Below are 20867 nucleotides of genomic sequence, written 5' to 3' on the forward strand. Positions count from 1 at the left end.
CTGCCCGATCGCGCATATGAACGGCCCGGCCGAATGGTCGAGCCCCGACGCCAAGCGGCTGGTGGAGGCGGCGGTCAGCCCGTCAGGCTGAGCGCAGCGGCGGCCGGCTCCAGCATCAGGATGCTGCCGCCGCGAGGCGTGACGCGATCGTTGGCCGCCGGCGCCGGCACGCCGGTCAGCTCGCTGAAGGTCTCGATCGGGCCCGGCCTGCCGAGATAGTATCCCTGGCCGATCTCGCAGTCCTCGGCATCGAGGAAGCGCAATTCGTCCAGCGTCTCGACGCCTTCGGCCAGAACCGGCAGTCCGAGGCCTCGCCCCAGCCCCAGCACGGCGCGCACGATGGCCGCGACCTGGCCGTTCCTGTCGACCGATTTGATGAAGGAGCCGTCGATCTTGATCTTGTCGAAGGGGAAGGCGCGCAGGTTGGACAGCGACGAATAGCCGGTTCCGAAATCGTCCATCGCGACGCGGACACCAAGCGCCTTGACCTGCCGCAAGGTCGCGAGCGCCCGCGGCATGTCCTTGATAAGCGCCGTCTCGGTCACCTCGAGCTCCAGCCGGCCGGGTGCAAGGCCGGTGCGGAGAAGGATCTCGTGCACCTTGCGGCTGAAATTCGGATTGTGCAGTTGCACCGCCGAAACATTGACGGCGATCGTCAGCGGATTTTTCCAGCGCGCGGCCTCCTCGCAAGCCGTCGCCAGCACCCATTCGCCGATCTGGGCGATGCCGCCGCTGTCTTCGGCCACGGGGATGAAAACGGACGGCGGGATATTGCCGCGTTCGGGATGATGCCAGCGGATCAGGGCTTCGAAGCCGATCATCTTGCCGCTGCTGATTTCCTTTTGCGGCTGGTAGACCAGCCGGAACTCGCCGCGTGCCACCGCCTGGCGCAGATCGTGCTCCATGGCGCGCCTGTCGCGCGTCTCCGCACCCATCGAAGCCTCGAAATAGCGATAGGTGTCCTTGCCCTCGGCCTTGGCGCGATAGAGCGCGGTGTCGGCGTGGCTGACCAGCGACGCCTGCTCGTCGGCGTCGAGCGGGAAAAGGGCGATGCCGATACTGGCCGACACCAATTCGCCGCCGGGCGACAACTGGCTCTCCTGGCGCAGCTTGGAAAGCACCGCCTCGGCGATCCGGCCGGCTGCCTGCGGGTCGGGAAGGTTCGGCGCTATGATGGCGAACTCGTCGCCGCCGAGACGGGCAAGCATCTGCCCGTGGCGAAGCACGCTCGAAGCGCATTGCGCCACCCGTTGCAGCACGGCGTCGCCGGCCGCATGACCGAAAAGGTCGTTCACCTCCTTGAACCGGTCGAGGTCGAGAAGCATGAGCGCGAGCTGCCCGCCCTTGCGGCTCGTGCCCGCCGCGGCGATCTCGGCCTCGAGCCGGCTGGTGAAGCTGCGGCGATTGGCAAGCCCGGTCAGCGGATCGAAATGCGCGAGGCGAATGATTTCCTGCTCGGCCTTCTTGCGTTCTCGTATATCGCGGACGGCGACGACGTCGTGAGGCTTGCCGCAATAGTCGATGCTGCGGGCGATCAGCTCGACGGGGATCCGGGTGCCGTCCTGGCTGCGCAACTCGGCTTCCTGCGCCTGGCCGTTGCCGCCGGCGATGCTGGAGGCGATGCGCTCGCCGAAAAGGTCGCCAAGCGTCATCGTGTTCAGCGTGCCGGCGGTGGCGCCGCTCAGCGCCGCGATGCTGTCGTTGGCGCTGACGATGCGGCTGCCGTCGCAGACGATGAGCCCTTCCACGGCGGCGTTGGCCAGGCCATGCATGCGCTCGGCCTCGACCCGGTGACGGCGGAAGCGCAGATCGATCCTGAGCGCCGCGGCCGAGAGCACGAGGATGACCAGGCTCGCCGCCGCGGCGGCAAAGGCCTGCGACAGCGGCGCTATCGTGAATTGAGAGATCTCTATCGAGGAATCCGGGTAGATCGAGACGGCCCCCATGGCGATGAAATGCAGGGTGCAGATCGCCAATGTGAGCAGGATGGCGGCGGCGATCGTCGTAAGTGTCGACGGGCGGCGCAGCACAACGAGCAGCGAAAGCGCGGCAAGCGTGATGCCCGCCACCAGCGAAAGAGCGACGAGCAGCTCATTCCAGACGATTCTGCCCTGGACCTCGAACGCCGCCATGCCGGTATAGTGCATCACGGCGATGCCTGCGCCGAGCACGGCGCCGCCGACAAGGTAGTGATCGATGCCGCCACGCATAGTGGCGATCCACATTCCCGCCGCCGTCAGGATGACGGAAGCGGCCAGCGACAGCGCGGAAAGCTCCGCGTTGTAGGCGTTGGGTATTCCCGGCGTGAAGGCGACCATGGCGATGAAATGCGTCGCCCAGATGCCGAATCCTGTCGCCGTGGCGGCGATCAGCAGCCAGGCATAGCGGTTTCGACTGGTCGATTGCTGGACGTGGCGGAGAAGATTGACCGCGGAATAACAGGAGATTCCGCAGATGAGCGCCGCAAGCGCGACCAATCTCAGATCGTGCTCGTGCACGATGCAATTATAGACGGTCAACATCCTGCTTCACCTGATCTTCCCGCATCAATCAAGTCGGAATTGATTAGGGCTCGACGATTGAAAAATCAGTTATTGCGCATGCAACTACAGCGTGCTTTGCGGGTTGTAGAGCACTGGACGGTTTGCAATGACAATGGGCAGAGGCCGACTTGGCAGACAATCCTTCCGGGCCGGCGTATCGTTCGCCCTTTGGTGAGCCGGCTATCTACATTGCTTCTCGCTACTTTAGCCGGAAGCGAAGTATGCCGAGGAGCAACAAAACCGTTGTCCGACGGAGGCGGGCGGCACATATTGGCTTTGCGGGAGTATTCCTTCCGCCAATGACAAACGGGAGATGAAAACATGAAGTTCTTCGGCTTCGCGGCCGGTGCCGCCTTGATGCTGTTTTCCACCACCTCTGCCTTTGCCGTCACACAGATCAGCTGGTGGCACGCCATGACAGGCGCCAATGCCGAGGTCGTCGACAAGATCTCGAAGGACTTCAACGCCAGCCAGAGCGACTACCAGGTCGTGCCGGTGTTCAAGGGCACCTATCCCGAAACGCTAAATGCCGGCATCGCTGCCTTCCGGGCCGGCCAAGCGCCAGACATCATCCAGGTGTTCGACGTCGGCACCGGCGTCATGATGGCGGCCGAAAGCGCGATCAAGCCGGTGGCCGATGTGTTGACGGGCGCCGGGATGACTTTCGACAAGAGCCAGTATCTGCCCGGGATCGTCGGCTACTATTCGAAGCCGGACGGTACCATGCTGTCCTTCCCCTACAATTCGTCCTCGCCGATCCTCTACTATAACAAGGACATCTTCCAGAAGGCCGGCCTCGACGTGAACAGCCCGCCCAAGACCTGGAACGAGGTCTGGGAAGCGGCAAAGAAGATCAAGGCGAGCGGCGCCGCTCCTTGCGGCTACACCTCGACATGGCTGACCTGGATCCATCTGGAGAATTTTGCCGCCTGGAACAATGTGTCCTGGGCGACCCAGCAGAACGGACTGGCCGGAGGCGATGTCGAGCTCAAGATCAACGCGCCGATCTTCGTTAACCACTTTCAGGCGCTGGCGGACCTCGCCAAGGACGGCACCTTCAAATATGGCGGACGCACCTCCGAAGCAAAGCAGATATTCCTCGCCGGCGAATGCGGCATCTTCACGGAATCGTCAGGTGGTCTCGGCGACATCGTCAAGTCCGGCATGAACTACGGCATCGGCCAGTTGCCTTACGACAGCGACGCCAAGGGCGCGCCGCAGAACACGACGCCGGGCGGCGCCAGCCTCTGGGTTTTCAGCGGCAAGTCGGATGAAGAATACAAGGGCGTCGCTGCCTTCTTCGCCTATCTCTCCAAGACCGAGGTGCAGGAATATCTGCACCAGAAGTCGGGCTACCTGCCGGTAACGCTCGCAGCGTATGAGGCGACCAAGAAATCCGGCTTCTATGACAAGAACCCCGGCCGCGAGACACCGATCCTGCAGATGACCGGCAAGGCGCCGACCGAGAATTCGAAGGGTGTGCGGCTGCCCAATCTGCCGCAGGTGCGCGATATCCAGAACGAGGAGCTCGAGAAGATGCTGGCCGGCCAGGAAACGGCCCAGCAGGCGCTCGACAATGCCGTCTCGCGCGGCAATGCCGCCATCAAGGACGCGTTGGGGAACTAGACCCTGGCTGTCGAGACGGAACGTCGCCCGCGCAGGTTCGCGTGGGCGACCCTCGCATGATGAGAGCACGAAGCTGACCCCTCGCGTCGTTTTTCCCAACAAGGTCCTGCCTTACCTGCTCGTGGCGCCGCAACTCGCCATAACGCTGGTTTTCTTCTACTGGCCGGCCGGGCAGGCGCTCTACCAGTCCATGCTCAGGCAGGATCCGTTCGGGCTGAAGAGCAAGTTCGTGTGGTTCGCCAATTTCCGGAAAGTGCTTGCCGATCCGGCCTATCTCAACTCGATCAAGGTCACGGTCGCGTTTTCGCTTGCCACCGCGATCGTGGCGATGGCCGTGGCATTGCTGCTTGCCGTGATGGCCGAAAAGGTGGTGCGCGGCAAAGCGCTCTACCGCACGCTGATGATCTGGCCCTATGCGGTAGCGCCGGCGATCGCCGGCATGTTGTGGCTGTTCCTGTTCAACCCCTCGATCGGCTCGCTGTCCTATGTGCTGAGAAGTCTCGGCATCGCCTGGGACCCGCTGCTCAACGGCAACCACGCCATGATCCTTTTGGTGTCCGCCGCGGCATGGAAGCAGATCAGCTACAATTTCCTGTTCTTCGTCGCCGGGCTGCAGGCGGTGCCCAAAACCCTGATCGAGGCGGCGGCGATCGATGGCGCTCGCGAGACCAAGCGCTTCTGGACCATCGTCTTCCCGCTGCTTGCGCCGACGACCTTCTTCCTGCTGGTCGTCAATACGGTCTATGCCCTGTTCGACACGTTCGGCATCGTCCATGCCGTCACCGGCGGCGGACCGGGCAAGACGACCGAGACGCTGGTTTACAAGGTCTACAATGATGGCTTCGTCAACCTGATCCTCGGCGATTCGGCGGCGCAGTCGGTAATCCTGATGGCCATCGTCATCGCTCTCACAGCCATCCAGTTCCGCTATGTGGAACGCAAGGTTCATTACGGCTGAGGCGAGCGATGATCGGCCAGTCCCCGTTGCGCATCCTGATCGCCCATGCCGCTCTCATCCTCGGCATTCTGATCGTCGCATTTCCCATCTACTATACCTTCGTCGCCTCGACGCAGACGCTGCAGACGATCCTCAAGCCGCCTTTGCCGCTGCTGCCCGGCGACCAGTTCTGGAACAATTACGGCGAGGCGCTGTTCGGCGGTGTCGGGCGCATCGGCGGGGTCAGCGTCGGCAGGCTGCTTTTCAACACCACGATCATGGCGCTCGGCGTTGCGGCCGGAAAGATCTTCATCTCGATCCTGTCGGCCTACGCGATCGTCTTTTTCCGTTTTCCGCTGCGCATGACCTTCTTCTGGCTGATCTTCATCACCCTGATGCTGCCCGTCGAGGTGCGCATCCTGCCGACCTACAAGGTGATGGTCGATCTCGGCATGATCGACACCTATGCCGGCCTGATCATCCCGCTGATCGCCTCGGCCACCGCGACGCTGTTGTTCAGGCAGTTTTTCATGACCATTCCGGGCGAGCTCGTCGAGGCGGCGCGCGTCGACGGGGCTGGGCCGTGGCGCTTCTTCTTCGACATCCTCCTGCCGCTGTCGCGCACCAACATCGCGGCGCTGTTCGTCATCCTCTTCATCTATGGCTGGACGCAATATCTGTGGCCGCTGCTGGTCACCAACAGCAACGACATGAACACCATCGTCATCGCGCTGAAAAAGATGGTCTCCTTCGCAGATGCCGACACCCAGTGGCACCTTGTCATGGTAACGGCGATGTTGGCCATCGTGCCGCCGATCCTTGTCGTGGTGCTGATGCAGCGCTGGTTCGTGCGCGGGCTCGTTGAATCCGAGAAGTGAGGGCCGATGGCGACCGTTGATCTGAACGATATGAAAAAGGTCTATGCCGGTGGCGTCGAGGCCGTGAAAGGCGTTTCCATCGCCATTCCGGACAAGCAGCTTTGCGTGCTGGTCGGTCCCTCCGGCTGCGGCAAGTCCACGCTGCTCAGGATGATCGCCGGACTCGAGACCATCTCTTCCGGGACGGTTGCGATCGACGGCAAGATCGTCAACTCCATCGGTCCGACCGAGCGCGACATCGCCATGGTGTTCCAGAACTACGCGCTCTACCCGCACATGAAGGTGTACGACAACATGGCCTACGGCCTGCGCAATCGCGGCACGCCGAAAGCCGAGATCGACAGCAGGGTGCGCGCGACCGCCAAAATCCTGGAACTGTCGGCGCTGCTCGACCGGCGCCCGCGCGAGCTTTCCGGCGGGCAGCGCCAGCGCGTCGCCATGGGCCGCGCCATCGTGCGCAATCCGAAAGTCTTCCTGTTCGACGAGCCGCTCTCCAACCTCGACGCCAAGCTGCGAGGCCAGATGCGAGTGGAAATCAAGAACCTGCAGCGTTCACTAGGCGTCACTTCGGTCTATGTCACCCACGACCAGCTCGAGGCGATGACTTTGGCCGACATGCTTGTCGTCATGAATGCCGGGCTGGTCGAGCAGATGGGCGCTCCGCTCGACATCTACGAAAAGCCGGCCTCGACATTCGTCGCGTCCTTCATCGGCGCGCCGCCGATGAACCTGCTGCCCCTGGCGGAACGACCGGCCGGTCTGGCGCTGTCCGATGGGACGGCGATCAACCTCGCGCCCACCGAGCGACGAGCCGCAACGATCGGTTTTCGGCCGGAGGATGCCGATATCGCCGTCGCCGCGGAGATGCCGACCGGCGCTCTGGTCTTGCCGGCGACCGTCGAAGCCGTCGAGCCGGTTGGGGCCGAGAGCTTCCTTCACTGCGCGGCCGGCGGCGGCCGCATCGTCGTGCGCGTCGGCGGCCGCGCCAGCGCCAAGCCGGGCGACCGGCTGCATGTCGCTGCCGGCGCCGAAAAGCTGCACTGGTTCGACGGCGACGGCAAGCGAGTCGGCTGAAGCGGCGTCGCCCGACGATCGAGCGCGGCCGGCAAGGCCATAAGGCGCTGCAGGCCGAGGAAGCCGTGTTCGGTTGCCGCGCAACCTGGCTTTTCCACAACGCCTCGAGCCACAGCAGAACTGTCACATACCTTCTCTAAGAGAGCAGACAAGGACTTGCGCAAGCCCGTTGTCTTCAGCCACTCAAGAGGGAATAAATCCATGTCGATCATCAAGCAGGGCCTTGCGGCTTTTGCCGCTGGCACGCTCGGCGTCGCGCTCGCGCTGCCTGCCGCCGCAGCGCCGGTTAAATTCGATTTCTGGTTCGGCCTGTCGGGCGATCTGGCACGCGTCGTCGACACGCTGTGCAAGAACTTCAACGCCTCGCAGTCCGACTATGAGGTGGTATGCACCAGCCAGGGCAATTACGACGCCACGCTGCAGAACACGATCGCCGCCTTCCGCGCCGGCAAACAGCCGACCGTCGTCCAGGTCTATGACGTCGGCACCGCCACGATGATGCTGTCGGGCGCCTACAAGCCCGCCGACAAGCTGATGGAAGAGAACGGCTACAAGATCGACTACAGCGACTATTTTCCCGGCATCGCCCGCTACTACGCGACGTCGAAGGGCGAGATGCTGTCATTCCCGTTCAACTCGTCCACGGCGCTGATGTACTGGAACAAGGACGCTTTCACCAAGATCGGCAAGACCGAGGCGCCGAGGACCTGGGAAGATGTCGGCGCCGACCTCAAGGCGCTGAAGGACGCCGGCTATGATTGCCCGATGGCGATCAACATCTCCGGCAACGAAAGCTGGCAGCTCATGGAGCAGTTCTCGGCGCTCCACAACCAGCCGATCGCCACCAAGAACAACGGCTATGACGGTCTCGACGCCCGCCTGGAAATGAACAAGACCAAGTTCGTCCAGTACGTCACCGACCTGAAGAAGTGGTATGACGACGGCCTGATCAAGATCAAATCGAAGGACCTCGGCCAGGATATGGTCCAGGCCTTCGCCACCGGCACCTGCCAGGTCATCATGACCTCGGTCGGCGACCATGGCACGGTCGGCAAGACCCAGAAGGAAGGCATGAACTGGGATGTCGCCGAGCTGCCGGTCTATGCCGGCACCGAGCGCAAGAACTCGCTGGTCGGCGGCGCGTCGCTGTGGGTGCTGTCCGGCAAGTCGGAGGCGGAGTACAAAGGGGCCGCTGCCTTCCTCAACTTCATCCACGATCCCAAGACCGCGTTGTTCTGGTCGACCAACACCGGCTACATCCCGGTGACGAAGTCGGGCTTCGAATACATGAAGGCAAACGGCTTTTACGACAAGGCGCCTTACAAGGGCCGTGAAGTGGCGATCGAAAGCCTGACCGCCTCGGAGCCGACCGAGATCACCCGCGGCATCCGCCTCGGCAACTTCACCCAGATCCGCGCCGAGTTCGGCACGCAGATGCAGGCGATCTTCGCCAACAAGGAGAGCGTGCAGGACGGCATAGACTCGCTGGTCAAGAACGGCGACGCGATCCTCGACCGCTTCCAGCAGACCTACCCCAACAAGATGCTGCCCTAAGCGAATAGAATTCAAGGCCGCTCGCCGGCAGCCGGCGAGCGGTCTTTTCTTATCAGGGCTAGCCGCTCGACGGCTTCGGCGGATCGATGGAAAAACGCGTTACCTTCGGCAAATGGACGATCGGCATCCTGTTCGCGGTGCCGCAGCTGATCCTGATCTTCACCTTCTTCTACTGGCCGGCCGGACAGGCGGTCTATTGGTCGCTGACGCTGCAGCAGCCTTGGGGCGGCGGCAATATCTGGGTCGGGCTCGACAATTTCCGCTCGATCCTCGCCAACGCCGACTACTGGAATTCGATCACAGCCAGCCTTGTCTTCGCGGCGACCAGCACCGGGCTCGCCATGGTCATCGCGCTGGTGCTCGCCACTTTGACCGACCGGCAGCTTGCCGGCTCACGTCTCTACCGCGTCGTGCTGATCTGGCCTTACGGCATCGCGGCACCCGCGCTAGCGCTGGCCTTCCGTTTCATCCTGGCGCCGGAAGCCGGCTTCATGGCCGCCGTCAACAAGTTCTGGCCGGGCGTCTGGGACCCCGGCCTCAACGGCGCCGACGCTATGGCCTCCGTCATCATCGCCTTCTCATGGAAATATGTCGGCTACAATTTCATCTTCTTCCTCGCCGCCCTGCAGGCAATCCCGCGCTCGCTGATCGAGGCGGCGGCGATGGACGGCTCGGGCGTCGTGCGCCGCTTCCGGGACATCCAGTTTCCGCTGATCACGCCGACGATCTTCTTCCTGCTGGTCATCAACATCACCGAAAGCTTCCAGGACTCCTTCGGTATCGTCGATATCATGACCGCCGGCGGCCCGGCGAACGCCACCAACCTGATGGTCTACAAGATCTATTCCGACGGCTTCAAAGGCCTCGACTATTCGGGCGCGGCCGCGCAGAGCATTATCCTGATGCTGCTCATCATCATGCTCACCATCGTCCAGTTCCGCTTCATCGAGCGGCGCGTGCATTATCGGTGAGGCGGCCATGGTCGAGCGCACCCCGTTCCTCAACTTCTTCACGCATCTGATCTTGTTCGTCGGCTTCGTTTTCTGCGTGGCGCCGTTCGTCATCGTGGCGATCGCCGCCTCGCACAATCTGAAGGAGGTCAATGATGTGCCGATGTCGCTGCTGCCGGGCAGCGACTTCTGGGTCAACGTCAAGACCGCCTGGACGACGGCCGACCTCGGTCCGAAGCTCTTCAACAGCTTCGTCATGGCGGCGGGCGTCGCCGCCGGCAAGGTGATCGTCTCGGCGCTCACAGCCTTCTCGATCGTCTATTTCCGTTACCCCGGGCGGATGCTGATCTTCTGGCTGATCTTCGTCACGCTGATGCTGCCGCTGGAAGTGCGTATCGTGCCGACCTACGCGGTGGTCGCCAACGTCTTGTCGCCCTATCAGGCGATCATGGACCTGACCGGGCTCTCCTGGCTGATCGAGAAGATATCGGGCGTGCAGGTTTCGCTGAGCCTTGGGCTGCTCAATTCCTACAGCGGCCTGATCCTGCCGCTGGTCGCGACCGCCACCGGCACCTTCCTCTACCGACAGTTCTTCCTGACCGTGCCGGACGAATTGACAGAGGCGGCGCGCATGGATGGCGCCGGCGCGCTGCGTTTCTTCGTCGATATCCTGCTGCCGCTGTCGCGCAACAACATGGCGGCGCTCGGCACCATCATGTTCCTGTGGGCCTGGAACCAGTATCTGTGGCCGCTGCTGATCACCACCGATCAGTCGCATGCGACGGCGGTGACCGAGCTGAAGCAGCTCATCCCCAATGTTGGCGGCGCGCCGGAGTGGCATATCGCCATGGCCGGCACGCTGATCGTCATGCTGCCGCCGCTGATCGTCGTAGTGCTGATGCAGCGCTGGTTCGTGCGCGGCCTGATCGCCACCGAGAAATAAGGAGACGGACAATGGCCTCCATCACCATTCGCGACGTCCGCAAGAGCTACGCCAAGATGCAGGTCGTGCATGGCGTCAATCTCGACATCAAATCCGGCGAATTCGTCGTCATCCTCGGGCCGTCGGGCTGCGGCAAGTCCACGCTGCTCCGCATGATCGCGGGGCTGGAGGAGACCTCCGACGGCACGATCGCGATCGACGGCACGGTGGTCAACAAGCTCGAGCCGCGCGAGCGCGGCTGCGCCATGGTGTTCCAGAACTACGCGCTCTATCCGCATATGAGCGTGGCCCAGAACATCGGCTATTCGCTGAAGGTGGCCGGCATTGCCGCCGCCGAACGCACGCAGCGCATCCAGGCCGTGGCCCGCGTCCTGGAGCTCGAGCATCTGCTCGACCGCAAGCCGATGGCGCTTTCCGGCGGCCAGCGCCAGCGCGTCGCCATGGGCCGCGCCATGATCCGCGAGCCCAAGGTCTTCCTGTTCGACGAGCCGCTCTCCAACCTCGATGCCAAGCTGCGCGTGCAGATGCGTTCGGAAATCCGCAAGCTGCACCGGCGCCTCAACGCCACCTCGGTCTTCGTGACCCACGACCAGGTCGAGGCGATGACGCTGGCCGACCGGCTGGTGGTGATGAATGGCGGCCGCGTCGAGCAGGTCGGCACTCCGGCGCAAGTCTACAGCCGGCCGGCGAGCCGCTTCGTGGCGACCTTCGTCGGCACGCCGGCGATGAACATGCTCGAAAGCGCGGTCACGCTCGACGGCCTGTCGCTGCTTGGCGGCAGCCGGCGGCTGGCGGTTTCCCGCGCGGGCCTCGCCGTGGGCTCGAAAGTCGCGGTCGGTATCCGGCCGGAAGCCGTGCGCATGGTGGCGCCGGGCACGCCGGGCGCACTCGATGCAACGGTCGACCTCGTCGAGGAACTGGGCGCCGGCCGGGTTGTCTATGTCGATCTCGACGGCGCGCCGTTCTCGGTGGTGACCTCCGAGACCGTTCACCCGGAGCCGGGCAGCGCCGTCGGCCTGCAATTCACCGACAGCGACCTGCACTTCTTCTCGTCGGAAACCGGAAGCCGGCTCGACGTGTTCAAGGCTTCGGTGCCGGAGCCTGCGCTGTAAGGATCGAAAGAGGATTCACGGAATGAAGATCATCCAGGTGACCGACGTCCACCTCGGCCGTCGGGGCGAGGTGCGCTTCGGGGCGAACCTCAATGAGCGGCTCGACCGCTGCGTCGACCATATCAATGCCCGCCATGGCGACGCGGCGCTGTGTGTCTTCACCGGAGACCTGACCGAATCCGGCGAGACCGAGAGCTATGCCGACCTGGGATCGGCGCTGAGCCGGCTCTCTGTGCCGTACCGGCTGCTGCCCGGCAACCACGACCGGCGCGCCAACCTGATCGCCACCTTTCCGGAAAACGGAACCGACGGCAACGGCTTCGTGCAATCGGTCTTCGACACGCCGGAGGGGCGGCTGGTGTTCCTCGACAGCCTGGCCGAAGGCCGCGTCACCGGAGAACTGTGCGACAACCGGCTTGCCTGGCTGGACGCACGGCTTGCCGAAGCGGCCGGCAGGCCGGTCTATCTGTTCCTGCATCATCCGCCGGTCGAGCTCGGCTTGACTATTCTCGATCCGCTCGGCCTCGAGCAGCCGCAGCGTCTGCTCGACGTGCTCATGCGTCACGGCAATGTCCGCTACATCTTCTTCGGCCATGTCCATCGCGACATTGCCGGTACGGTCGCCGGCATTCCGTTCTCGGCGCAGCGCGGCCTGCATGCCCGCTTCATGCTCGACCTGGTCGGCGACGAGGTAGTCGAGCAGGCGCCGCCAGCCTATTCGATCATCCTGATCGACGGCCAGCGCGTCATCGTCCACAGCCACGATTTCCTGGAGAGCTGGCCGCTCTGGTCGCCGGCGACCGGGGAGCGCGTACGGTAGAGCAGCCGCAGGCAGCCTGCGGTTCAGGCGAATACGTGCGCCTTGCCGATGACGGTGAGGCGCACGATCTCGCCGACCGCCGGCGCGTCCATGCCTGTCTTGCGCAGGATGAGCGGCGTGTTGCCGATAGCGGCCGCATCTGGCGGGTCGGGGCTGTTGAGCAGCCGCACCGCGACGGTGCAGACCGAGCCGGCGAATTCGGACGCAGTCACTTCGCCGAACAGCATGTCCGGCGTTCCGGACATGCCCTCGCGCGACGTCCGCTTGAGCTGAACCTGCTCGGGTCTGAGCATGATGCGGGCGACGTCGCGCCGCTCGGCCGTGTCGACGGCGATACGGCCGAGCGGCGAGATGGCGAAGCCGTCCGCGATCTTGGCCGGCACGATGATGGCATCGCCGAGGAACTCGGCAACCATCCTGTCCTTGGGCTGGAAATAGAGCTCGCGCGGCGTGCCGACCTGCGAGAACAGGCCGTCGCGCATGACGGCCACCTGGCTGGCGAAGGACAGCGCCTCAGCCTGGTCGTGAGTGACCAGGATGGTGGTGATGCCTGCTTCCTCCAGAAGCTCGGCCACCGCCTTGCGCATCGAAGCGCGCAGGCCGGTGTCGAGCGCCGAGAACGGCTCGTCGAGCAGCATCAGCCGGGGTTTCATGGCCATGGCGCGGGCCAGCGCGACGCGTTGTTGCTGGCCGCCGGAAAGCTCATGCGGCCGGCGCTTCAGGATGGCCTTGTCCAGCCCGACGATATAGGCGAGCTCTACGATGCGCTCCATGCGCTTTTCCTCGCCGCGCGCCATGCCGAAACCGATATTGTCGGCGATGGTGAGATGCGGGAACAGCGCGCCGTCCTGCGCCACCACGCCGATGCTGCGGCGATGCGCCGGCACGGCGGCGCCGCCATTGGCAAGCACCTTGCCGTCGAGCGCGATGCGGCCACGGTCCGGCGCCTCGAAGCCGGCGATCAGCCTCAGCAAGGTGGTCTTGCCGCAGCCGGACGGCCCGACGATCGCGGTGCGGCTGCCGCTTTCGACTTGCAGGTCGACGCCGGCAAGTGCTGCCACCTTGCCATAGTATTTCGCCACGCCATTGAGTTCGAGGAAGCTCATCGTCCGGCCATCCGCTTCGACTGGACATAGAGCATCAAGGTCATTGGCAGCGAGATCGCGACCATGATCAGGGCGTAGGGTGCGGCGGAGGCATAGTCGATTTCACCGCTGTAGGACCAGAACGCCATCGCTAGGGTGCGGGTGCCGTTCGGCGCCAGCATCTGGGTGGCGGTCAGTTCATTGGTGATGCCGAGCGCAACCATCGCCATGCCGGCCGCGGCACCCGGCGCCGACAGCCGGATCGTCGTCGCCCACAGCGCCTTGAGCGGCGGGCGGCCGAGGCTTGAGGCGGCGCGTTCGAGCTCCACCGGCGCCTGCGCGATCGAAGCGCGCAGGCTGACCAGCGCGCGCGGCAGGAACATCAGCGCATAGCCGAACAGGATGGTGAACAGCGTCTGATAGAGCGGCAAGGCGACGCGCACGGTGATGGTCACCAGCGCCAGCGCGATGACGACACCGGGCAACGACCCGACGATGTAGTTGCAGCTCTCGAGCAGGCGCTGCAACGGGCCCGGCGCGCGGATCGAGATCCAGGCCATGGGCATCGCGGCGATCGTGGCAAGCAGCGCGCCGGCGATGGCGAGGAACAGCGTCTGGCTGAATGCGGGGGCGATCTCGTCCCAACGCCAGATATCGGCGCCGCCGGCGAGCAGCCAGCGGCCGACCGTGACAAAGGGAACACCGAGCGTGAGCAGCGCGGTGCCGACAGGCAGCAGCAGGCAAGGCAGCATGGCGCGGCCGAGCCGGGTGCGCTGCTGCTGGCGCGCCGCGCCGGAACCGACGCGCGCATAACGCTCCTCGCCACGCACGATCACCTCCACGCCGAGCAGCACGAAACAACAGGCGACCAAAACGGCGGCGAGCATATTGGCCGCCGGGCCGTTGAAGGTCGACTGAAACTGGTCGACGATCGCCGTGGTGAAGGTGTCGAAGCGGATGAAGACATAAAGCCCGTATTCGGCAAGCAGGTGCAGGCCGACCAGCAGCGAGCCGCCGCAGATGGCGAGCCTCAATTGCGGCAGCACGACGCGCGCGAAGACACGCCATGGGCCGAGGCCAAGGGCGGCAGCGGCGTCCTCCAGCGCGGGATCGAGTCGGCGCAGCGCCGCCGCGATCGGCAGATAGAGGAAGGGAAAATAGGCGATGACGGATACCAGCACGCCGGCCCAGAGCCCGTGCAGGCCAGGCACAAGGCTGATCCAGGCATAGCTGTGGACGAAAGCAGGAATGGCGAGCGGCGCGACCGACAGCCACGACCACAGCCGGTTGCCGGGCAGATCGCTGCGCTCGGTCAGCCAGGCGAGCGCCACCGACAGCACGATGGCGATCGGGACGGTGACCACGACGAGCAGGATGGTGTTGACCAGGAGCTCGCCGACGCGCTGGCGGAAGATCAGCGCGATCACCGTTTCCCAGCCGGTCTGGATCGCTGTCCAAACGATGAAGGCGAGCGGCAGCAGCGCGATCAGCGAGATCAGTGCGGCGGCAAGTGTGATCCACGACGTGGACCTTCGGCGTTGCCTTGCGGCAGCCGGCAAGCCTGCAGGCGTGAGGTCGATTGCGGACGCCATCAGGGGGTGTGCATCGCCAGGCTCGACGAACGAAGGCGATTCGATGAACCGCTGACGCGGCCGGAAAGGTAGCTGATCGTCATCGACGAGGCCATCTCCAAAACAAAAACGCTCCCGCGGAAAGCGAATTCCCGCAGGAGCACGGTCGGTTGTCCTTTTAGGACGAACGCGAACTAAAGCAAGCCGGCTTGCGTCATCAGGTCGATGACCTTCTTGGAGTTCAGGTGCGTCGGATCGATCTTGGGTGCCTGCAGATCGGCCAGCGGCACGAGCTTCGGGTTGGACTCGGCACCTTTGCCCACAGCGTATTCATAGGAGGTTCCGGTTTTCAGCACCTCCTGGCCGCCTTTGCCGGTCACCCATTTCAGGAAGGCCTGAGCCTCCTTCGGATGCTTGCTCGAGGCCAGCACGCCGCCGCCGGAGATCGACACGAACGCGCCCGGGTCCTGGTTCTTGAAATAGTGCAGGCCGACATTCTTGCTGTTCTCGCCGGTCTTGGCCTGGTCGCCGAAATAATAGTAGTGGTAGATCACACCGCCATCGATCTCGCCGGCATTGACCGCCTTCATCACCGTGCTGTTGCCCTTGTAGGCGGTGAAGTTCTCCTTCATGGCCTTCAGCCAGTCGGCGGTCGCGGCTTCGCCCTTGAGTTCGAGCAGGGCGCTGACGATGGCCTGGAAATCGGCGCCGGCCTGCGAGGCGGCCCAGCGGCCCTTCCAGCTTGGATCGGCGAGGTCGAGCAGCGACTTGGGCAGCTGGTCTTCCTTGAGCTTGTCCTTGTTGTAAGCAAAGACGGTGCTGCGGGCGGCGACGCCGACCCATTTGCCGCTCGAGGGCTGGTATTCCTGCGGCACCTGCGCCAGCGTGTCGGCATCGACCGGCGCGAACAGGCCCGCCGCCTCGACCAGCGCCATCGCCGGCGAGTTTTCGGTCAGGAACACATCGGCCGGCGAGGCAGCGCCTTCGGCTACGATCTGGTTGGAGAAATCGCTGTCGCCGCCATTGCGCAGCGTCACCTTGATGCCGGTTTCCTTGGTGAAACCTTTCGCCCATTCCTTGGCGAGGCTCTCATGCTGGGCGTTGTAGACGATGATGCTTGCATCCTCCGCCATAGCCGGCGCTGCGATCAGGCTGGCTGTCAGCGCAACGGCGCCGGCAAGGGTCGAAAGGGGAAGTTTCATGGGCATCGTCCTCAAAATCTGGAGACAGGGGTTCGGGCACGGCCGCACCTAGCAATACCTGATTATCATAGTCAACATTGTGACGCTGCTTCAATTGGTCGCCGCGCCACAAGCTTTCGTGATTTTCCGGTACTTTGGCTTGGACATTATTTGATCGGCCACGTAACAAATCAGCGCCGAGGCACGAAAATCGGGGGAGTGGACTCTGTGACCGGCAAGGACGAGACCGAACTCTCCGGGCTGTTCAGGGCCGCAATCGCGGGAAATGAAAGGGCGTATGCCGACTTTCTGCACCGGATTGCCGCTCTCGTTCGCGGCTTTGTCCGGCGCAAGATCGTACAGGGCGGGGTCGACCCCGAGGATGTCGTGCAGGAAACCTTGCTGGCCATTCACGTCAAACGGCATACCTGGCGCGAGGACGCGCCGGTGCTGCCATGGGTCTATGCGATCGCCCGCTTCAAGCTGATCGACGCGTTCCGCAGGCGCGGGCGTCGGATCGAGATCGAGATCGACGAGATCGCCGAGACTTTCGCCGAGCCGGCAGCCGAGACGGTCAGCGAGCGGGACATCGCCAGGGCCCTGGACGGCCTGCCGCCGACGCAGCGCTCGGTGGTTTCCTCGATTTCGGTCGATGGCCGCTCGATCGGCGAGACGGCGGCGAAGCTCGGCGTCAGCGAGACGGCGGTCAGGGTGTCGCTGCATCGCGGCCTTGCCGCGATCGCCAAAAGGTTCGGACGGCAGTGACATGAGAACCGAGGATCTCATCAAGGCGCTCGACGCCGATGCAAGCAGCAAGGCGATGCCGCTGGGGCTGGCCTGGTGGGCAGCCTTCGGCGTGGCGGTGGTGGTCGCGGCGGCGGTCTTCTTCATGACGATCGGCCCGCGCCCCGACATCATGCCCGCCATGCACACGATGCGCTTCATGTCGAAGTTCGTCTTCACACTCACGCTCGCCGCCAGCGCTTTCGCGCTGATCCGCACCCTGTCGACACCCGGCGCGGCAACAAAGCGGACGATGGCGTGGATGGTCGCCGCGCCATTGCTCGTCGCGGTGGCGGTGGTCCTGGAGCTTTTCGTCGTGCCCGAGGCCGACTGGGGCAGGCGGCTCGTGGGATCCAACATGATGATCTGCATGAGCTTCATTCCGCTGATCGGCATCGGCCCCCTGGCGATCTTCCTCGGCATGCTGCGCTACGGCGCGCCGACGCGACCGGTGCTGGCCGGCGCGGTCGCGGGCCTTTTGGCGGGCGGATTGGCGGCGACCTTCTATGCCGCGCATTGCTTCGACGATTCGCCGCTGTTCGTCGCCACCTGGTACACGATCGCCATCGCCTTCCTGACCGCGCTCGGCGCGCTTGGCGGGCGGCTATTCGTGCGCTGGTAGGATTGCACACCGATCCTTAATCATGCCGGCAATTGTTTGCCGGTTAGCGGAGCGGCCGGTCTCCCATGCAACCATTCCTTAAAATCGATCCGCCAGGGTTGTGGCAACGCGCAGTTGCGCATGGGGTGGATCGCATTTGACGTGGTTGGGTTTGAAAGCTCCGCGGGCCAGCGAGCGCGCGGTGCTGGTCTTGATGACAGCCGGCATCGTTGCCGTGGCCGCATCGATTCTGTCGCCGAGCTTTCAGCTTAGCGCCGAGGCGCTCAGGCTCTGCCTGCAGCTGTCGATTGCCGCGATCGGAGCGTCGCTTTTCCTTTTCGCGCTGTTCATTCGCCGGATCGCCGGCGACCACCGGCAAATCGCCGAAAGCGAGCAGCGCTTCCGCCGCGCGATGGAGGATTCAGCGATCGGCGTCGCTATCGTCGGTCTCGACGGTCGCATCGTGCAGACCAATCCCGCCTTCGCCGCCATGCTCGGCTACAGCCGCGCGGAAATCGAGGCGCTGACTTTTTTCCAGATCACGCATCCGGACGATCAGCAGCTCGGCCGCGAGACGATGGTTGCGCTGAAGGAGGGAAAGATCGATTCCTTCCATTTCGAGAAGCGCTACCTCAAGAAGGACGGCACTCCGGTCTGGGCGCAGCTTGCCGGCTCCGTCATCCGCGAAGAGGGGACCGGCAGGCCACTCTATCTCGTGTCGCAGATCGAGGACATCGATGCGCGCAAGCAGGCCGAAGCGCGCATCGCCGAAGCGGAGACCCGCTGGAACTTCGCGCTGACCAGCGCCGGACAAGGCGTCTGGAGCCTCGACATGCGCAAGGGCGGCACGACCTATTCCGAAACCTGGGTGAGGATGCTTGGTTATGACGACGGCGAGCTCGACGGTGATCCCGACCGCTGGCTGACGATGATCCACCCGGACGACCGCGAGCGCGTCGCCGAGGCAGACCGGGCGCATCTTGCCGATGAGACTGCCTTCTTCGAGGCCGAGTTCCGGATGCGCCACAAGGACGGTCATTGGGTGTGGATCCTGGACCGCGGCAAGGCGATCGAGCGCGACGGCGAAGGCCGGCTGATCCGCGCCATCGGCAGCCTGACCGACATCACCGAGCGCAAGGAAGCGGAAGAACGTCTCAAGGTTTCGGCGGCCATGCTGGCCGACGAGAAGGAGCGGCTCAGGGTGACGCTGCAGTCGATCGGCGATGCGGTTATCTGCACCGACGCCGCCAACCGCATCACCTTCATGAACCCGGTCGCCGAAAAGCTGACCGGCGTTGCCGCCGGCGAGGCACTGGGCAAGGCGCTCAGCCATGTCTATTGGGCGGTCGACGAGGAAACCGGGCAGAGGATCGGCCTGACGCGTCCCTCGGCCGGCGACCGTCAACATTGCGACCAGAACACACGTGCCGTTCTCGTCCGGCGCGACGACACGCGCTGCAGCATCCGGCAGGTGGTGTCGCCAATCATGAACGATCGCAACGAGTTCTGCGGACTCGTCATCGTCTTCCAGGATTTCACCGATGCGCGCGCCCTGCAGCGCCAGCTGGCCTATGCCGCGGCCCACGACGCGCTGACCGGGCTCGCCAACCGTTCGAGCTTCATCCGCACGATGGAGAAGCTGGTCGATCAGTGCCGTCTCAACGGCGGCGAGCACCAGTTCATGTTCGTCGACCTCGATCATTTCAAGGCGGTCAACGACACCGGCGGTCACGCCGCGGGCGATGCGCTGCTCAAGCGCGTCGCCGACGCCATCCGCAACGTGCTTGGGCCGGAAGATATCGTTGCCCGCCTCGGTGGCGACGAGTTTGCCGTCATCCTGAAAGCCAGCGCGTCGGCACCGGCGGCAATCGCGGCGCGCTCCGTCATCGACGCCATCCGCAACCTGAACTTCGTCTGGGACGGCCGCCCGCATTCGATCGGCGCCAGCATCGGGCTCGCGGCGATCCGCGCCGGCTGCGGCGAAGTGGATGAGATCATCGCCCGGGCGGACGCCGCCTGCTATGCCGCCAAGGCGGCCGGACGCGGTTGCGTTTCGGCAGCACCCGACGAAGCCCCGAGGGAAGGGGCGTCTCTACCGCTTGCCGCGGCATCCTGAGCGCCGGAAAGCGCTCAATCGACGAGGATCAGCGCGTCGGCACCGGATGGTCGCCGCGATAGTCGTAGAAGCCGCGTCCGGTCTTGCGACCCAGCCAGCCGGCCTCGACATATTTCACCAAAAGCGGGCAGGGGCGGTACTTCGAGTCCGACAGCCCCTCATGCAGCACCTGCATAATCGACAGGCAGGTGTCGAGGCCGATGAAGTCGGCGAGCTGCAGCGGTCCCATCGGATGATTGGCGCCGAGCCGCATGGCGGTGTCGATGGCGTCGACCGTGCCGACGCCCTCATAGAGCGTGTAGATCGCCTCGTTGATCATCGGCAGCAGGATGCGGTTGACGATGAAGGCCGGGAAATCCTCGGAGACGGTGATCGTCTTGTCGAGGTGGTTGACGAAGGCCTTGGCTGCTTCGAAGGTCTTGTCCTCGGTGGCGATGCCTCGCACCAGCTCGACCAGCTTCATCACCGGCACCGGGTTCATGAAATGTATGCCGATGAAGCGCTCCGGCCGGTCGGTCTGGGCGGCGAGCCGCGTGATCGAAATCGACGAGGTATTGGTCGCCAGAATCGCTTCCGGATTGAGCTGTGGGCAGAGCTGGGCATAGATCTTGCGCTTGACCGTTTCGTCCTCGGTCGCCGCCTCGATCACGAGGTCGGCGGCGGCGAGATCAGCCATGGTGGATGCCGACGAGATGCGTGCCATCGCTTCGTTGCGCGCCTTCTCCTCGAGCTTCCCTGAACCGACCTGGCGAGCCATGTTGCCGCTGACAGTGGCGATGCCCTTCTCGATGCGGTCGGACGAGACGTCGTGGATCAGGACCTTGTAGCCGGCCAGCGCCGAGACATGGGCGATACCGCCACCCATTTGACCCGCGCCGACAATGCCGATCGTCTCGATCTTGCTCATTTACCCCAATCCCGTCTGGAGCTTTTCCGCTTCCCCGAAGCGAGAAAACGCTCCTATCTCTTGTTTCGCGCAATTCCGGATGGAAAACCGCTACGCACTTTCCCTGGAATTGCTTTCAAGCCTTAGCAGCCTGCTTTTTGTGCAGCGCAAACTAAAAGGGCGGGGAGACTTCGTCTACCCCACCCT

General features: G+C 64.0%; 17 protein-coding genes and 1 pseudogene. 13 read left to right on the forward strand and 5 right to left on the reverse strand.

Features of this window, described 5'->3' with window-relative positions:
* Nucleotide 1 precedes the first annotated feature (1 nt).
* Nucleotides 2–91, forward strand: a pseudogene (locus tag EJ071_RS09785) (TlpA family protein disulfide reductase); the annotation flags it as partial.
* Here the strand turns inward: EJ071_RS09785 and EJ071_RS09790 are convergent.
* Entirely contained in the window at nucleotides 75–2522 is a 2448-nt protein-coding gene (locus tag EJ071_RS09790) for an EAL domain-containing protein (RefSeq protein WP_126097687.1), read from the reverse strand. The pseudogene EJ071_RS09785 and the gene EJ071_RS09790 sit on opposite strands and share 17 nt — an antisense overlap.
* Before the next feature lie 342 nt (nucleotides 2523–2864).
* On the opposite strand from EJ071_RS09790, the gene ugpB reads away from it, so the two are divergent.
* The 9 genes from ugpB (at nucleotide 2865) to EJ071_RS09835 (ending at nucleotide 12437) form a co-directional block, all read left to right on the forward strand.
* A complete protein-coding gene (ugpB, locus tag EJ071_RS09795) occupies nucleotides 2865–4169 on the forward strand; it encodes a sn-glycerol-3-phosphate ABC transporter substrate-binding protein UgpB (RefSeq protein ID WP_126097688.1) in 1305 nt (434 codons plus the stop codon).
* Nucleotides 4170–4242: 73 nt separating this feature from the next.
* The gene (gene ugpA, locus EJ071_RS09800; RefSeq protein WP_126102524.1) at nucleotides 4243–5127 is read left to right on the forward strand and encodes a sn-glycerol-3-phosphate ABC transporter permease UgpA; all 885 of its coding nucleotides are present in this window, start codon (nucleotides 4243–4245) and stop codon (nucleotides 5125–5127) included.
* 8 nt (nucleotides 5128–5135) lie between these two features.
* The gene (gene ugpE, locus EJ071_RS09805) at nucleotides 5136–5984 is read left to right on the forward strand and encodes a sn-glycerol-3-phosphate ABC transporter permease UgpE (protein WP_126097689.1); all 849 of its coding nucleotides are present in this window, start codon (nucleotides 5136–5138) and stop codon (nucleotides 5982–5984) included.
* 6 nt (nucleotides 5985–5990) lie between these two features.
* Nucleotides 5991–7058: a sn-glycerol-3-phosphate import ATP-binding protein UgpC gene (locus EJ071_RS09810; RefSeq protein WP_126097690.1), complete on the forward strand. Its 1068-nt coding sequence runs from the start codon at nucleotides 5991–5993 to the stop codon at nucleotides 7056–7058.
* A 201-nt stretch (nucleotides 7059–7259) separates the two neighbouring features.
* Nucleotides 7260–8612, forward strand: coding sequence for an extracellular solute-binding protein (locus EJ071_RS09815; protein ID WP_126097691.1), 1353 nt, complete (start codon nucleotides 7260–7262; stop codon nucleotides 8610–8612).
* A gap of 86 nt (nucleotides 8613–8698) precedes the next feature.
* Nucleotides 8699–9583 carry an ABC transporter permease subunit gene (locus EJ071_RS09820; RefSeq protein ID WP_126097692.1) on the forward strand — a complete coding sequence of 295 codons (885 nt, stop codon included), beginning with the start codon at nucleotides 8699–8701 and terminating at the stop codon, nucleotides 9581–9583.
* A gap of 7 nt (nucleotides 9584–9590) precedes the next feature.
* A complete protein-coding gene (locus EJ071_RS09825) occupies nucleotides 9591–10505 on the forward strand; it encodes an ABC transporter permease subunit (RefSeq protein ID WP_126097693.1) in 915 nt (304 codons plus the stop codon).
* Nucleotides 10506–10516: 11 nt separating this feature from the next.
* Nucleotides 10517–11617, forward strand: coding sequence for a sn-glycerol-3-phosphate ABC transporter ATP-binding protein UgpC (gene ugpC / locus EJ071_RS09830; RefSeq protein ID WP_126097694.1), 1101 nt, complete (start codon nucleotides 10517–10519; stop codon nucleotides 11615–11617).
* 22 nt (nucleotides 11618–11639) lie between these two features.
* Nucleotides 11640–12437 (forward strand): phosphodiesterase, encoded by a 798-nt coding sequence (locus tag EJ071_RS09835; protein ID WP_126097695.1) that lies wholly within the window; start codon nucleotides 11640–11642, stop codon nucleotides 12435–12437.
* A 23-nt stretch (nucleotides 12438–12460) separates the two neighbouring features.
* Here the strand turns inward: EJ071_RS09835 and EJ071_RS09840 are convergent, their stop codons facing one another.
* From EJ071_RS09840 to EJ071_RS09850, 3 genes are all read right to left on the reverse strand, one after another.
* Entirely contained in the window at nucleotides 12461–13543 is a 1083-nt protein-coding gene (locus EJ071_RS09840) for an ABC transporter ATP-binding protein (protein WP_126097696.1), read from the reverse strand.
* Complete coding sequence (locus tag EJ071_RS09845; protein ID WP_126097697.1) at nucleotides 13540–15114, reverse strand: iron ABC transporter permease; 1575 nt, start codon at nucleotides 15112–15114, stop codon at nucleotides 13540–13542. Before EJ071_RS09845 ends, EJ071_RS09840 begins: the two co-directional genes overlap by 4 nt.
* A 173-nt stretch (nucleotides 15115–15287) precedes the next feature.
* A complete protein-coding gene (locus EJ071_RS09850; protein ID WP_126097698.1) occupies nucleotides 15288–16295 on the reverse strand; it encodes an iron ABC transporter substrate-binding protein in 1008 nt (335 codons plus the stop codon).
* A gap of 207 nt (nucleotides 16296–16502) precedes the next feature.
* Between EJ071_RS09850 and EJ071_RS09855 the strand changes: the two genes are divergently transcribed.
* The 3 genes from EJ071_RS09855 to EJ071_RS09865 all read left to right on the forward strand — a co-directional run bounded on the left by EJ071_RS09855 (nucleotide 16503) and on the right by EJ071_RS09865 (nucleotide 19774).
* Nucleotides 16503–17039, forward strand: coding sequence for a sigma-70 family RNA polymerase sigma factor (locus EJ071_RS09855; protein WP_126102525.1), 537 nt, complete (start codon nucleotides 16503–16505; stop codon nucleotides 17037–17039).
* A gap of 1 nt (nucleotide 17040) precedes the next feature.
* Nucleotides 17041–17679, forward strand: a complete 639-nt coding sequence (locus tag EJ071_RS09860) for an NrsF family protein (RefSeq protein WP_126097699.1) — start codon at nucleotides 17041–17043, stop codon at nucleotides 17677–17679.
* 193 nt (nucleotides 17680–17872) lie between these two features.
* Nucleotides 17873–19774 (forward strand): PAS domain S-box protein, encoded by a 1902-nt coding sequence (locus tag EJ071_RS09865; protein WP_126097700.1) that lies wholly within the window; start codon nucleotides 17873–17875, stop codon nucleotides 19772–19774.
* A gap of 28 nt (nucleotides 19775–19802) precedes the next feature.
* Here EJ071_RS09865 and EJ071_RS09870 read toward each other — a convergent pair whose 3' ends face one another.
* Nucleotides 19803–20681, reverse strand: coding sequence for a 3-hydroxybutyryl-CoA dehydrogenase (locus EJ071_RS09870; RefSeq protein WP_126097701.1), 879 nt, complete (start codon nucleotides 20679–20681; stop codon nucleotides 19803–19805).
* Nucleotides 20682–20867: the final 186 nt, after the last annotated feature.

This window comes from Mesorhizobium sp. M1B.F.Ca.ET.045.04.1.1 (assembly GCF_003952465.1).
GTDB classification, from domain to species: Bacteria; Pseudomonadota; Alphaproteobacteria; order Rhizobiales; family Rhizobiaceae; genus Mesorhizobium; species Mesorhizobium shonense.